Origin of the sequence: Desulfatitalea tepidiphila (assembly GCF_001293685.1) — a bacterium.
Classification (GTDB): Bacteria; Desulfobacterota; Desulfobacteria; order Desulfobacterales; family Desulfosarcinaceae; genus Desulfatitalea; species Desulfatitalea tepidiphila.
In genome coordinates this window covers 291928-306941 of the sequence record NZ_BCAG01000005.1, presented here as the reverse complement: position 1 = coordinate 306941, position 15014 = coordinate 291928, and the positions used below count along the sequence as shown (strand labels likewise).

12 protein-coding genes are annotated in these 15014 nt (G+C 58.1%); 6 read left to right on the top strand and 6 right to left on the bottom strand.

Translation table 11 applies throughout. The features are described from left to right. Nucleotides 1-77 precede the first annotated feature (77 nt). The 3 genes from DFT_RS19095 (at nt 78) to DFT_RS19085 (ending at nt 4323) form a co-directional block, all read left to right on the top strand. Nucleotides 78-740 carry a TIGR04211 family SH3 domain-containing protein gene (locus DFT_RS19095; protein WP_083453647.1) on the top strand — a complete coding sequence of 221 codons (663 nt, stop codon included), beginning with the start codon at nt 78-80 and terminating at the stop codon, nt 738-740. Nucleotides 741-1134: 394 nt separating this feature from the next. Beyond that, nucleotides 1135-2781 carry an L-aspartate oxidase gene (nadB, locus tag DFT_RS19090; protein ID WP_054032863.1) on the top strand — a complete coding sequence of 549 codons (1647 nt, stop codon included), beginning with the start codon at nt 1135-1137 and terminating at the stop codon, nt 2779-2781. Between the two features lie 63 nt (nt 2782-2844). Next, entirely contained in the window at nt 2845-4323 is a 1479-nt protein-coding gene (locus DFT_RS19085) for an OmpA family protein (protein ID WP_054032862.1), read from the top strand. Nucleotides 4324-4338: 15 nt separating this feature from the next. On the opposite strand, the gene DFT_RS19080 is transcribed toward DFT_RS19085, so the two are convergent. Next, on the bottom strand, nt 4339-5733 hold the full coding sequence (locus DFT_RS19080; RefSeq protein ID WP_152972083.1) for a glycoside hydrolase family 2 TIM barrel-domain containing protein: 1395 nt from the start codon (nt 5731-5733) through the stop codon (nt 4339-4341). On the opposite strand from DFT_RS19080, the gene DFT_RS26005 reads away from it, so the two are divergent. Then, nucleotides 5734-5949 (top strand): hypothetical protein, encoded by a 216-nt coding sequence (locus DFT_RS26005; protein ID WP_152972082.1) that lies wholly within the window; start codon nt 5734-5736, stop codon nt 5947-5949. A gap of 140 nt (nt 5950-6089) precedes the next feature. Further along, the gene (locus DFT_RS19075; RefSeq protein ID WP_054032860.1) at nt 6090-8684 is read left to right on the top strand and encodes a glycosyltransferase; all 2595 of its coding nucleotides are present in this window, start codon (nt 6090-6092) and stop codon (nt 8682-8684) included. Here DFT_RS19075 and DFT_RS19070 read toward each other — a convergent pair. Together DFT_RS19070 and DFT_RS19065 are read right to left on the bottom strand one after the other, a co-directional pair. Further along, a complete protein-coding gene (locus tag DFT_RS19070; RefSeq protein WP_054032859.1) occupies nt 8681-9877 on the bottom strand; it encodes an oxidoreductase in 1197 nt (398 codons plus the stop codon). The two genes, DFT_RS19075 and DFT_RS19070, sit on opposite strands and share 4 nt — an antisense overlap. A gap of 59 nt (nt 9878-9936) precedes the next feature. Further along, nucleotides 9937-11235 carry an amidohydrolase gene (locus DFT_RS19065; protein ID WP_054032858.1) on the bottom strand — a complete coding sequence of 433 codons (1299 nt, stop codon included), beginning with the start codon at nt 11233-11235 and terminating at the stop codon, nt 9937-9939. Between the two features lie 92 nt (nt 11236-11327). Between DFT_RS19065 and DFT_RS26325 the strand changes: the two genes are divergently transcribed. Beyond that, on the top strand, nt 11328-11606 hold the full coding sequence (locus DFT_RS26325; protein WP_161807205.1) for a hypothetical protein: 279 nt from the start codon (nt 11328-11330) through the stop codon (nt 11604-11606). A 65-nt stretch (nt 11607-11671) separates the two neighbouring features. Here DFT_RS26325 and DFT_RS19060 read toward each other — a convergent pair whose 3' ends face one another. The 3 genes from DFT_RS19060 to DFT_RS19050 all read right to left on the bottom strand — a co-directional run bounded on the left by DFT_RS19060 (nt 11672) and on the right by DFT_RS19050 (nt 15014). After that, nucleotides 11672-13525 (bottom strand): SLC13 family permease, encoded by a 1854-nt coding sequence (locus DFT_RS19060; protein WP_054032857.1) that lies wholly within the window; start codon nt 13523-13525, stop codon nt 11672-11674. Nucleotides 13526-13578: 53 nt separating this feature from the next. Beyond that, nucleotides 13579-14493, bottom strand: a complete 915-nt coding sequence (locus DFT_RS19055; RefSeq protein WP_054033004.1) for a CBS domain-containing protein — start codon at nt 14491-14493, stop codon at nt 13579-13581. 71 nt (nt 14494-14564) lie between these two features. After that, a complete protein-coding gene (locus DFT_RS19050) occupies nt 14565-15014 on the bottom strand; it encodes a sigma-54-dependent transcriptional regulator (protein ID WP_054032856.1) in 450 nt (149 codons plus the stop codon).

Here is a 15014-nt window from a genome sequence, read left to right as displayed (position 1 = left end):
CCCTCGCCGACCACCAGCCGAAAAGGGGCAACAAGGATGCCAGCCGCGGCTAAAAAACCCCAGGGGAGTATGATCCAATGAATCGATCGATGACAGCAGGCCTTTGCGTCCTGCTCTGCACCTTGCTGAGTGTCTCTCTGGTTTTTGCAGATAACCGATATGTGTCCGAGGAGTTTGAAATTACCCTGCGTACAGGACCGGCCACGGATCGCAAGATCATTGCCCTGGTGCCCACCGGTTCGCTCGTGGAGCTGCTGGATGAGGGCGATGAATGGTCCCAGATCCGGTTGGCCAATGGCAAAGAGGGTTGGGTGCAGAACCGCTTTCTGACAGCGACACCTCCCGCCGCACTCCGATTGGAACGCCTGCAGCGCAAACATGACGAAGCGATCGCCCAGAACAAAGCGCTCGAACAGAAGATTGCCGATTTGAGTTCCGGAAACCGCTCGGTCGGAGATGAGCTCAAACAGACCCGGGACGAACTGAACAAGGTGCAGAATGCCTACGATGCATTGAAGCGTGAATCGGCCGAATTTCTCAAATTCAAAGCCACCTATGAAAAAAACGTGAAGGAGCTTCAGGAGGCGCGCGCCAAAGCCGAAAAATTTGAGAGCGAATTCAACAAATTGGCCAACAACAAGATTTATGAGGGGCTGCTTTATGGCGGTGGTTTGGTGTTTTTGGGGATGATCGTGGGATTCATTTTGAAAAAACCCAAACGCCGGACGGGGTTGTTGTAGGAACAGATAGTTTAAAGTTGAAAGATTTAAGTTTTAAGTGAAGGAAGATGGCCATTTATAAGGAACCTTCATATTAATGGATTCGTAAGAAGTCGTAAGGGCGTTGTGCCGAACTCTGGTCTATGGTTCGGGCAGGACTTGAAACAGCATATAGAACCTACCGAAATCGTTGGACCCCGGTTTCCTCCGGTATGACGGTAAATGGTAATTACTGATTTTTCACGGCGCCCTCCAGCAATGAATTGTTGCAGGATCTTAAAATATAATCGACAGAATACCACCACTTTAAACTTTAAACTTAACACTTTAAACTTTTTTCTTTCCTCTACCGCCATGACAAAATCCCCACTGTCTTACTTTCTAAATTTTTAAACCGAGAATCGAGAACAACGACATGACCGATATTAAAACCGATGTCCTGGTAATCGGCAGCGGTGTGGCCGGATTGATGTTTGCCCTCAAGGTGGCCGAGCAAGGCACGGTGGCCCTGGTGACCAAGAAGGCGGCCATGGACAGCAACACCAACCTGGCCCAGGGCGGTATCGCCACCGTTTTCGGTGCGACGGACAGTTTCGACCTGCATATCCAGGACACGCTGAATTCCGGAGATGGGCTATGCAATCCGGATGTGGTGGAAATGGTCGTCAAGGCCGGGCCCGAAAGGATCAACGAATTGATCGGGTTGGGCGTGCATTTCAATTTGAGACCCGAAGCCGGCCCAGCCGAGGATGCCGGTACGGCTTTCGATCTGGGCCGCGAAGGCGGGCACAGCAAGAATCGCATCGTGCACGCCCACGACATGACCGGTAAAGAGGTCGAGCAGGTGTTGGTGGATCTGGTTCGCAACCACCCCAACATCCAACTCTATGAGGATCACGTCGCCATCGACCTGATCACCCACTCGGCCCGCATCAAACGCGGCCTGGTGACGACCACCCATGAAGATTTCTGCTGCGGTGCCTATGTGCTCGAACGGGAAACCCAGCGGGTGAAAACCTTTGCGGCCCATATCACCCTGTTGGCCACCGGCGGCACCGGCAAGGTCTACCTCTACACCAGCAACCCGGACATCGCCACCGGAGACGGCATCGCCATGGCCTACCGGGCCGGCGCCACTGTCGCCAATCTGGAATTCGTTCAGTTTCATCCCACTTGCCTGTTTCATCCGGATGCCAAGAACTTCCTGATTTCCGAGGCGGTGCGCGGGGAGGGCGGTATTCTCATCGATTCGGCGGGGCGCGCCTTCATGGCCGACTACGATCCCCAGAAGGATCTGGCCTGCCGCGACGTGGTGGCCCGGGCCATCGATACCGAATTGAAAAAGAGCGGCGACCATTCGGTATTTCTGGATATCACGCACAAGCCGGCGGACATGGTCCGCGAGCGGTTTCCCAATATCTACGCCAAGTGCCTGAGCCTGGGGATCGACATGACCCGCGACCCCATCCCGGTGGTGCCGGCCGCTCACTACATGTGCGGCGGGGTGGTGACCGACATTTTCGGCCGCACCGATATCCTCAACCTCTATGCCGTCGGGGAGACCGCCTGCACTGGGTTGCACGGCGCCAACCGCCTGGCCAGCAACTCCCTGCTCGAAGCCCTGGTATATGCCGATGCCGCCGCCAAGGAGGTGATTCGCCAGTTGCAGACCAACCATTTCAGTCCGCTGCCCGAACCACCGGCCTGGGACGACGTGGGAACCAGCAACAGCGACGAGATGATCGTGATCACCCACAATTGGGACGAGATCCGGCGGTTGATGTGGAACTACGTGGGGATCGTGCGATCGGACAAGCGGCTCGAGCGGGCCCGCCGTCGTATCGACATCATTCAGAGCGAAATTCAGGACTACTACTGGCACTTCAAGGTGGTGCCCGATCTGATCGAACTGCGCAACATCGCCACGGTGGCCGAATTGATCATCAAATGCGCCACTCACCGCAAGGAGAGCCGCGGCCTGCACTACAATATTGAGTATCCTCGCCGTGACGACCGACGGTGGCAAAAGGACACCATATTGAGGCGGCAGGTGGTGAATTAGTGCCATTTCAGATGGCCGAAAACCCGAATAAGCCAACAAACCATCCAGATGGGGAGGTGCCGTATGAAAAAACAAACCGTTAACGCCGGCAGGTGGGTTTCCCTTTTTCTCTGCGCACTGCTTTTCACCGCTTGCGGCGGCGCGCCGTTGAAAGTCGAACCGGTCGAACGCACCGGCAACCCCAGCGAAATGATCGCCCAATTGGGCCAAGAGCTGCAGGACGCCAGGGGTGAGCAGGTGGATGTGCTGTCTCCCACATGGTTTACACGGGCCGCCGCCTCCCATAACGCCGCCCGCCAGGGCCTCGACAAGGGTTCGGAATTAAGCGGTATCCTGAATCATATCGCCCAGGGGCGGGCCGAGCTGCAACAGGCACGGGTGGTGGCCCTGCGGTCGCGCGATCAACTGGCCGAGGCCATAGAAAGCCGCCGGGCAGCCCAAGCGGTCAATGCCCAACAGTTCGAAAACGCATATGCCAAGGCGGAGAGCGACTTTTTAAAACTGACGCGAGCCATGGACGACAACGATTTTCAGTATGCACGCGATCGCCAGAAAGGGGTCAGCGACCAATTCCGTGAGCTGGAGTTGCAGGCCATTCGCCAGGCGGCGCTCGGCGACGTGCAGCAGATGCTGGCCAGGGCCAAGGAGATGGATGTCGACGACATCGCGCCTCACTCTTTTAGAGACGCTCAAGAGGCATTCGCCCAGGCGGATACCCATATTGCCCAGAACCGGTATGATCAGCAGGGGATCCAGCAGAAGGCGGCCGACGCGCGCTTCATGGCCGAAAGAGCGATGGTCATCGCTGATGCGAGCCGTCGGCTGGATGAGATGCCCCCCGAAGCGGCCGCCTTGTGGATCGAATCGTTGTTGTCCGGCGTCAACACCAAGCTGAAGCTGACCGATCACCGCAACGCGGCCTTCGAAGATCAGCAGACCGGTATCCTCGCCGCGATCGGTGCCCTCCAGAGCGAGTTTGCGTCGGCCTCCAACAGTGTCGATGAGAAAAACCAGTTGATCCGGCGGCTCGGCGACCGGTTGGGGGAATTGGAAGGCACCTCCCAGAGGGTGAAATACGACAAGGAGCGACTGGCCGAGGAGAAACGCTTCAACGAGCAATTCGTCACTGTGCAGGGCTATTTCACACCCGATGAGGCCGAGGTTTACAAGCAGCTGAACCAACTGGTGATTCGGCTCAAGGGCATGCAGTTCCCGGTGGGACAGGCCGTGATTCTACCGGCCAACTACGATCTGTTGAGCAAGGTGCAGAAGGCGATCGTCACTTTCGGGCAGCCCGATGTGATCGTCGAGGGACACACCGACAGTACTGGATCCAAGCAGAGCAATCAGATTCTGTCCGAAGAGCGTGCCGAGTCGGTGCGCCAATATCTGGTAGCCAACGGCACGTTGCCGGCCAGAAAAATAATGGCCATCGGCTACGGTTTTTCAAAGCCGATCGCGCCCAATGAAACCGCGGAAGGCCGGGCCCAGAACCGACGCATCGACGTGATCATCAGCCCGAGGATGGCGACCCAGAAATAGGGGATCGTTCCTCTTTTATCCGGGGTTCGGCTGGGACGAGGCCACGCTGGCTTCCTGTTCGGAGAAGGGGCGCACCTGGAAAGGGATGTTGGCCGTGGCCGCGTGGCCGTTGTTGTCCAGGACGTAGACGAAGAGGCGATATTCGCCGGCCGACAGGGGCGCCGAGAGGTTGAGCTCCGGCGACTGGTCCTGGGTGATGCGGGCCAGGCTGGCCGGCCGGGGTTCAAACGAGCCGCCGCTGCCCAACACCGAGGGCTCTTCGAGCAGCTCCCACACATAGGTCAGGCGATCGGCTTCGGGATCGCGGGCGTTGACCCATGAGCTCAACGCTTCTCCGGGGGCAACGACGACGCCCTGTTCGGCCGGAATGCCGTTGATCAGCATGTCGAGCACCTCGGGAGCGCGGTTGGCCGGCCAGGAGCCGGTCCAGTTGTAGTGCATGGCGTCGACCGCGGGGCTGAACAGGCCGGCCTGGGCGATGCCGGGCAGCTCTTCCAGGATCATGCTGTACCAGGTGGGGGTGCGTTCCTGTTTTTGGCCCCAGAGAAAGACGTAGGCGCCGATGCACCGGTCCCGGTTGGCCAGGATGTCGCGTTCGTAGCCGGCCAGCTGGAAATCGGCCTTCCACGCGCTGGTGGGCTCAAGGGGTCGGCCCCAGGCGGTGTGCTGGGCCTCCCAGTGGCCTTTGACGCCCCATTCGGTGATCATGTAGGGCCCCGTGTAAGGGGAGCTGTCCACCATGGCCCGGATGTCGGCCAGGGTTCCGTAGGCATTGATGCCCACGGCATCCAGGGCCGGTGCGAAAATGGCGATGTTTTCCAGGGTGTCCGGATTGCAGGCGATGACCGAAACCACCGGATGGGCATCGTCGTGCTGCCGGATGAGGCGGGCCAGGTCATCGACGAATCGCCAGGCCGACTCGGTGTCGGCGCCCTCGAGGTTGATCTCGTTGCCCAAAGCCCACATGAGCAGCGCCGGATGGTTGCGATGGCGTTGCGCCAGGTCTTGCACCTGGTCGATTTTCATCTGGCGATAGGAGGGGTCTTCGTAGTCCGCCGGGTCGTGGGAGAGCCAGATGCCGAGCATGACGGTCATACCCAGTGTGTGGGCGCGTTCCAGCACTTCGTCCGCATCGCCGGCGTCCCAGGTGCGCACCGAATTGGCCCCCGCGGCCGCGGCACCTTCCAGGAAGCGGCTGCCGCCGATGCCTTTGATGTAGTAGGGTTCGCCGCCGCGATAGAGAGTGAACCCCTCATCCCGACGCTGGATTGTGACCCGGATCGAACCCCGGACTGAACCCTGGACCGAACCTTCGATCAGATCCTGGACCGATTCTTGAACCGCGGCAACCGACCTTGGTCTTTCGATCCCCGGGTGTTCCGTCTTCTGATCCGGCGCCCGGGCGGTCACATGATCTGGCGCCTGAACGCTGGCCGGATCGGGCGCCTGCCCGATCGTCTGGTCAATCGTCTGGCCTATCGTCTGATCTGGTGGTATCGGTTGCGCCTGGCACGGCGCAGGCCAAGACCCGGCGAATGGCAACAGGATCAGCGCGATAACAAACCAGCATCGTCTAGTGGCAGCAGAGAGGATCAATACGGCAAACTCCTTTTGGCATCATTATAATCATTATCGAGCCGTTGCGAAAAAAACTTGAGCATCTCTGAAAATGCAGATAATTAGCGGCTGGAAAGAAAATACCGATCCGTCATGTCACATCCATATAGGGTGCGTATCACGTCTATATTTATAGAGCCGCTCCATAAATGAAAACTTCAAGTGTCATCATTGCCATCGCCGTCGCCATATTGGCCGTGAGCATCTGGGCCGTGGCCAACCGTCCGGAGCAGGAGCCGCCCTGGCCCACCCGTATACAGGGGTTCTCCTTTTCACCGTTTCAGGCCGGCCAGAGTCCCCTGGCAGCCCAATATCCCTCGGAGGCCCAGATCGAAAGCGACCTGGCCCTGCTCCAGGGCAAGACCCACGCGGTGCGAACCTACAGCGTGGAACATGTTCAGGCCAAGATACCTGAACTCGCATTGAAATACAGAATCAATGTGGCCCTGGGCGTCTGGATCGGCGCGGACCTGGAAAAAAACGAGGCCGATATCGAGACCATGCTGCGCATCGCCAATACCAACCCCAACATCGTACGCATCGTCATCGGCAACGAGTCGATCCTGCGGGCGGATCTGCCCGTCGAGACGCTCATCGGATACCTGGACTCGGCCCGTAGAAAACTGGGCATCCCGGTCAGCACGGCCGAGCCGTGGCATGTCTGGACCAAATATCCGGAGCTGGCTGATCACGTGGATTATCTGGCTGTTCACATGCTGCCGTATTGGGAAGGGGTGCATATCGACGCGGCTGTGGATTATGTGGTCGAAAAGATTGACCTTCTAAAGGAAATGTTTCCCAAAAAGCCGATCGTGATCGCCGAGGTGGGGTGGCCGAGCAACGGCCGCACCCGGCAATCGGCCGTGGCGTCGCCGGCCAACCAGGCCACTTTCCTGCGCCGCTTCCTGGCGCGCGCCAGCAAGGAAAAATATGTCTACTATGTGATGGAGGCCTTTGATCAGCCGTGGAAAAAGGATACCGAAGGCTCGGTGGGGGCCTACTGGGGGGTTTACGATGTCAACCGCCAGGAAAAGTTTCCCTTCACCGAACCCATCGTCCCCATCGCAAACTGGTACATATTGGCCGGTATCTCGGTGTTGATCGCCGCCGTGACCTTCGCCATCCTGTTGATCGACAGTCAGACGCTGGGTAACCGGGGACGCGGTTTTCTGGCCGTGATGGTGTTCGCCGTGGCTTCTGGAGCGGTGTGGGTGGTCTACGATTACACCTCTCAATATTTGACGGTGGTCACCGTCCTGGTGGGTTTGGTGATGATTTGCGGCATGATCGGCGTGATCGCCGTGCTGCTCACCGAGGCCCACGAATGGGCCGAGGCGCGTTGGATCATCCGCTGGCGGCGCAGGTTGAAGCCCGTGGCCATGGACGATGACCAGTTGCCCATGGTGTCGCTTCACCTGCCCATTTATAACGAGCCGCCCGACATGGTGATCGAGACTCTCGACAGCCTGGCGACACTCGACTATCCCCGCTTCGAGGTGATCGTGGTGGATAACAACACCAAGGATCCCGGCGTCTGGGAACCGGTCCAGGCCCATTGCGAGCAGCTCGGGGAGCGGTTCCGTTTTTTCCATGTCGATCCGCTCTCGGGCTTTAAGGCCGGCGCCCTGAACTACGCCCTGGCCCGCACCCACGCCGACGCCTCCATCATCGCCGTGATCGACAGCGACTATATGGTCTATCCGCATTGGCTCAGGGAACTGGTGCCCCAGTTCCAATCCCTGCATATCGGTATCGTCCAGGCACCCCAGGATTACCGGGATTCGGCCTGGAGCGGATTCAAGGCCATGTGCTATGCCGAATACCGGGGCTTTTTCTTCATCGGCATGGTGACGCGCAACGAACGCAACGCCATCATCCAGCACGGCACCATGACCCTGATTCGGCGTCAGGCCCTGGAGGAGGTGGGTGGATGGGCGCCCTGGTGCATCACCGAAGATGCGGAACTGGGATTGCGAATTTTCGAGGAGGGTTACGAGGCTTTCTATACGCCCACCTCTTATGGGAGAGGCCTCATTCCGGATACCTTCATGGATTACAAAAAGCAGCGCCACCGGTGGGCCTACGGCGCCATCCAGATTTTGCGCCGGCACGCGTCGCATCTGCTCTCCGACAAGATGAAACGATTGACCCGCGGCCAGCGATACCACTTTATCGCCGGGTGGCTTCCCTGGCTGGCCGATGGCGCCAATCTGCTGTTCAACCTGGCTGCTTTGTGCTGGGCCGTGGCCATGATCGCGGCGCCCCTGAAAGTCGACCCCCCGCTGGTCATCTTTTCGATCCTGCCGCTGGCCCTGTTCGCTTTTAAAATGGCCAAATCGTTTTATCTCTACCGTACGCGGGTCAAGGCCACCATCCTGCAGACCCTGGCCGCAGCCATCGCCGGACTTGCCCTCTCTCACACCGTGGCCCGGGCGGTGCTTTCCGGATTTTTCACCAAAGACAAGCCGTTCTTCCGCACCCCCAAAATGGTGGGCGGATCCCCCCTGCTTAAAGCGCTGTCGGTCTGCGTGGAAGAGTTCCTGCTCTTCCTGGCACTGGTCAGCGCCGCCGGCACCATCGCCTATCTGCAGAAAATGGACACCCTGGACATCAATCTGTGGGTCACCGTACTGGTCGTTCAATCCATTCCCTACGCCGCCACCCTCTTCGTTGCTTTGGTCAGCGCCTTTCCGGCCAGACGTTCGAGCAACGCCGGTTTAAAAAAGAGCACGGCATCCGCCTAAAGCTTGCTGGGCCAGCGTCTCTGATAGCAGCGAATCGGCAGTCCGGCCGTCACGGCGGCCAGGCAGCGGTTGCAGGAGACGCAGGCCACCCTGTCGATTTCGCCCGACTTGATCTTGTGCACCAGCGCCGGCTCCCGGATGAAGGGGCGTGCCATGGCGATCAGGTCTGCATGGCCCTCTTCCAGCAAAGTTTCCATCTGAGCGACGGTCCGCAGACCGCCCACCAGGACCAGGGGCGTATGCCCGAGGGCCGGTTTAATGGTTTTGGCGGCCTGGCGGTTGTAGCCCTCTTCAAGATCGTAGCGGCCCTGCATCTTTGCGAGGATGCGGCGGCCCAACGGCCTTTTCCACCAGGGCAGGCTCCCGAGCAGTTCGGGTGTGGGCACATCTCCGCGGCACATGTTCATGAAGGAGTAGTTGGCCGTGCCGCAGCTGATCTCCACCGCGTCGATGTCCATGGCCCGCAACCAGGCGGCATATTTGGCTGTCAGGTCGGGGGTGATGCCTTGGCCGGGGGTGTGGTCATTGGTGTTGATCTTCACCAGCACTGGAAAGTTGTCCGGCAGAACCGATTTGACCTCGCGGACAATCTCCTGAAGGAACCTGAAGCGGTTTTCATCGCTGCCGCCCCAGGCGTCTTTGCGAACATTGAAATAGGGCGACAGGAATTCGTTGATCAGGTAGCCGTGGGCGCAGTGAAGCTGGATGCCGTCGGCATGGGCCGCCACCGCTCTGCCGGCCGCAGAAGCGAAAGACTCGATGGTGAGGTCGATTTCTTCATCGGTCATGGCCTCTGGCTTGACGAAGTTGACCGGGTCCCTGCCGATGGCGGACGGCGCCAGGGGCCGCTGCCCGGCCATTTTCTTCGTGGTCTGGCGACCGGCGTGGGACAACTGGAAGACGATGCGGCCGCCGGCCGCATGAACCGCGGATGTCAGTTGTTTCAAGCCCGGGATCATATCGTCCTGGTGGATGCCGGTCTGAAACGGCATGGCGCGACCGGAACGTTGAACGAACATGTGGCCGGTGATGGCCAGGCCCACGCCACCCCGGGCCAGCTGCACATAGCGCTGGATGAAAGCGTCGCTCACCCGGCCGGAGGCGTCGGCCATACCCTCGTAGGTGGCCGAGCAGACGAACCGGTTGGGGAGGGTCAACTGGCCGATTTTCAGGGGAGAGAACAGCAGAGACATGCAGCACCTTTTCTCGCAGAGCCACCGGGCAGTATCGGATAGCGCCGCGCTTCAGTTTATCATGCGGGTTTGTCCATCATATTGTTGGCAAGTTGATATAAGAGCCGCACGCCCCGAGTGAGGAGATCCTCGTCGAAGTCGAACGTCTCGTTGTGATGGCCACCGTATGTCGGCGAACAGAGACCGATATAGGTGGCCAATCCGCCGTTGCGAAGTACTTCATTCATGATGAAGGTGGCGTCTTCACTGCCCGACACGAGGAAGCGGTCGACGATCGCCTCTTCTTCGATGCCGATATCCAGGCACGCTTTTTTTACCTCCTGGATGAGCTCCGGTGAGTTGACGGCGGTTTCCGCGTCGGCCACAAACGTCATGTCGGCCTTCAAGGCATGCATCTGCGCCGCGCCCCGGATCATCTCCCGGGCCCGGCGATCAAGGTAGTCGCAGATGGCGTTGGTCTCCCCCCTTAAATCCAGCTCGAATCGGGCTTTGTCGGCGATGATGTTGGCCGCATTCTCGGCGCTGAACCCGCCGACGTTGATCCGCGATGCGCCTTGGCTGTGGCGGGAAAGGGCATAGAGCTGGGTGACCGCGACGCAAGCCGCCAGCAAGGCGTTGCGGCCGGCCTCGGGCTCTGCGCCGGCATGGGCGCTTCGGCCGCGGAACGTCACCTGGTATCGCTTGTCGGCCAGAAACGATAGCCCGCAGATCACATTCCGCGAAGGGATCAGGCCGATGTGGATGGCAAAGAAGTAATCGATCTTTTTCACGAAAGGCAGTTTAGAGAAAATTTTACCGCCGAAAATGGCCTCTTCGGCCGGCTGGAAGAAAAGATAGTAGTTGCCTTGTAGCTGGGGGGCTTGCTCAACCAGCAGCCTGGCCAGAACGAGTCCCATGGCCATATGGCCGTCGTGGCCGCAGGCGTGCATGTTGCCGTTGATGGCATGAAACCCCTGCGAAAATGGCCGATGGGTCTTTTCGGTCGATTCGGCGATGGGCAGGCCGTCGATGTCGAACCGAAATCCGAAGGTCGGACCCGGCTCACCTCCCTCGATCCATGCCACCACGCCGGTGCGGCCGTTGAGTTGGTCGATCCAGCTTTGGGTTTGTTGGTCTTCGCCGGCACGATCGGTGCGGTTATCCGTCCACTGGGAGAGCAATTCCGGCTCAGGAAAATCCCTATACAAACTGTCGCCGTAAAAGAGCGTGCAATTCAATCGTGAGAGGTATTCGCAAATCTTTGCGGTCGTCCAGAATTCATGAAATCCGATTTCCGGCCGTTGGTGAAACATGCGCCGAAGGTTTTTCAATTCGGCGAGCATTTGATCGTCATCCGTCAAGGCGTGCGATGGGTTCATATCTCTCTTTTGTATAGTTCTATTATGATTGCATGAAGGGCCAAGCTACCGTTGTATTCTCAGCTTGAATTTATAACACAGGTAAGTTGGGCATGCCAATTGCGGTGTGGAGGTGGATGGCTGGTGGCGGGTCAAGCTGCATCGCTTTGCTGGGCTTTGCTGGTTGGATCAGAGAGGCAGAGACCGGCTACCAGATCTCCATTTTTGCCAAAAGGCCGGCGGCCAGCATGATCAACGTGAGGACGAAAAAAGCGGTCCGCTCCGCGTTCTTGCTGAACTTCACACGGCCGAAGGTTTTGATTCGTTTCCGGATGGAAGAGGGCTTAGAGGTTATGTGCTGTTTCATTCCGTTGTACCTTTCGCATGAATGAGATAGTTGGTTTTTAGTGGGCAGAGGTCCCCTCCTTAGGATCAAGGAAGGGACCTTTCGGAAGTTCTAAAATGCCGGCAAACCGCCGAATCCTCTTACAACCCAATATCCCAGCGTGAGGATCATGAGAAACGCGTTGGCCACGATCCACATGATGACGCCGACGCGCAGAAAGTCCTTGGGTCCCAGGTACCCGCTGGCGTAGACGATGGCATTGGGCGGCGTGCCGATGATCATGCAGTAGGCGAACGAGGAGGCGCAGGCGGTACTCATGGCGATAAACGGCAGGAAAGTGGTGCCCGGATGCACGAGGCCGGCCATGTTGAGGGAGATGGGGCCCACCGCCGCTGCCGCCGGGCCGTCAGCCATCAGATTGGTGATGACAGCCGTCATGGCGTTGTTGAGCACCAATAGTGGCGCTCCGGCGTCCATTCCAAAATGGGCCAGGCCTTCAATGCAGGTGCGGGCCAGCCAGTAGGCGGCGCCGGTGCTGTCCAGGGTGCGGCCGAAGATGATGGCGCCTGCGTAAAGCCAGACCACGCCCCAGTCGACCTTTTGCTGGTAATCGCGCCAATTGACCACGCCGCTCAACAGGTAAGCCACGGCCCCGGCGATGGCGATGACTCCGATCCCCAGGCGGACCGGGAGAATCCCCATGTCGTAGAAGACTTTCTCGGTGAACCAGCCAAAAACCATGACCAGGAAGATAATGATCGAAACGATTTGCTGGCGGTTCCAACCGCCCATTTTGTCGATTTCTCGTTTGAGCTGATCCATGGCCGGCGCCAGGGAGGTGATGCGGGGCTTGAAGCGCCAGGTGGTGACGAACCAGGTGATGGGGATCATGCAGATGACGAACGGCATGGCGTAACTGACCCATTGGAAGTAGCCGATGTCCATACCGAACATGTCGTTGAGGTAGGTCATCATGATGACGTTGCGGGCGCCGCCTGATGGTGCGCCGAAGCCGCCGATGTTGCAGGCCATGGCGATGGTGATCATCAACATCTTGGCCAGTTCCATGTCCTCTGGGATTTCGTCGGTCAGGCTGTTCTGGTATAGAAGGATCCCGATGGGCAGGAACATGGCGGCCAGGGCATGGTCGGAGATGAACGACGCCAGGGGGGCGATGATGATGAAAAAGATCAGCGTGATCCAGCGCACGCTGGGAACAGCCATGCGCTTGAAGATGGCCAGGCAGACCCGCTTGTCCACGCCGGTCTTGACGAAGGCCGCCGCGAACATGAGGCTGCCCATGATGAACCATACGGCGTCGTCCCAGTAGAGCATGGCCACCTCCTGTCGGCTGACCACCCCGGAAAAGACCAGGATCAGTCCGATGCAAAAGGCGACACCTGGCAGAGGGATGCACTCGGTCAGGAAACAGAAAACCACGAAGACGACCATGGCGATGGTGACCTTGATATGCCACGCGCCCTTTTGGGCGGCTTTTTTATCATCTCCGGTGAGTTGATTAAAATCAAGGCCGCTCTTCCGTAAATCGCTGCTCTCCTGCATCAATTTTCTGAACTGCTCGTCGCTCAGGTTGGCCTCAACGTACTGCCGCGCTTTTTCGAGATTCGATGCGTCGGCGCTGATTTTGTACTTTCTGCACCATGCAAGATCACGTTTTAGAAATCGCGCCTTGCCGAAGGCGCCCATCTGCATGTTTTGCTCCATGATCTGAGCAGTGAGCCGCTGCCACTGCTCGGCGTCCGCCGGTTGAATATTGAAAAGGGTTTGGGTGATATGGGCGATCACCGCCTTGGGACCGACCTTGTATTCGGCGCCGACATCTTTCATGCCGGATACGGTCGGCAGAAATAGGATTAGAAAGAACAATACCACAGGAATAGCGAATAGCTTCCAATCCACATATTTGTCATAGCCGGTGGGCTTTGCCTTTTGAACCGCTGCCATAGTGATTTACCTCCTGAACGGGATCATCCGGTGCGTCATCGTTCTGCACGGAATCAGATGATGATGTTGGCGATTTCGAAGAAGATTTCCTGTTCCCGCACCACACCGACGACCTTCTTGTTGAGGTCGGTGACGATGAGGCGCCGGATTCTGGAGGTGAACATGAGATTGGCAACCTCCATCAGATTGCTCTCCTGGTCTACAGATATTGGCGTGTCGGACATGATTTCGCCTACCTTTTTGTTGGCCAGGGCCCTGGCCTGGGTGGTGAAGAGCCCTTCCCAGAACATGGCCGAATACTGCATACTGTCGGCCATGGAGGGCTTGGCTGCCGATAGGTAGGCCGGTCGCAAGGCCCGCATGAGATCGGTGATGCTGAGGATGCCGGCAAGCTTGCCCGATCGATCGTAAACCAACAGCGAGCGATGGCCGGTCTCCATGAGGCGGCCGCTGGAGATGAATTTGTTGAAGGAGGTCAAGAGGGTCGATACGGCGTCCTTGACCGTATCATCCACCGATACCTTGGAGTAGTCTTCGACATGGATCATGATGTCGCGAACCTTTTTCTCTCGTCGGCCCCCCTTTTTCCCTTCCCCCCTTTTCTCCAGGTAGGCCGCGTTGATCTTGGCCGTAAGAATGTCGATGTCGCAAGGTTTGCTCAAGTAATCGAAGGCATCCTGGGTCAAGGCGGCGCGGGCCGAATTGGGCGTGCCATGCCCGGTGAGCATGATCACCTGGGCATCGGGCTGCAGGTGCTTGATTTTCGACAAGGCCTGGTGTCCATCCATACCGGGCATCTTGATGTCCAGCACGACAACGTCGTGAGGTTTGTTTTGAATGATTTCAATCGCTTCCTCACCACTTCCGGCAATAGTGGTTTCAAAGCCCCGGTTGGTCAGGAGCTTGGCGGTGGTTTCACGAAAGCGTTCTTCGTCGTCCACCATCAATACGCGTATCTTCGTTGACATGGGATCCATTCTCCTTTGCGTTCTCCTTCAGTGGTTAATACCTGCATGTAACAAACCGGTGCGGGTCGGTCCTATTCATCTTTGGAAAAGACTTCCATGGGATGGCTGATGATACGATCGAATTTGGCCTTTTGAATCTTTTCCAGCATGGCCGACCGCTTGTCATAGGCAGCCATGATCTTCTCCTTGAGGGTGGCAATGTCACAGGGTTTGGTCAGATAATCGAAGGCGCCCAATTTGAGGCCGTCGATGGCCGTTTCCATGGTGGCATGGCCGGTGAGCATGAGCACTTCCACCAAAGGATGTTCCGCCTTGATGCGCTTCAGGACTTCGACGCCGTCCATGCCGGGCATTTTGACATCCAGCACGACCACATCGATGCGTCTGTCTTTCAGGGCATCGAGCCCCTTGTACCCGTCGGCGGCCGTGAAGACTTTGTACCCCTCCTTTTCTAACAGGGTCTGGGTGGTCTTTAAAAATCGTTCCTCGTCGTCGACGATCAGCACGTTCGTTAAGGGCAT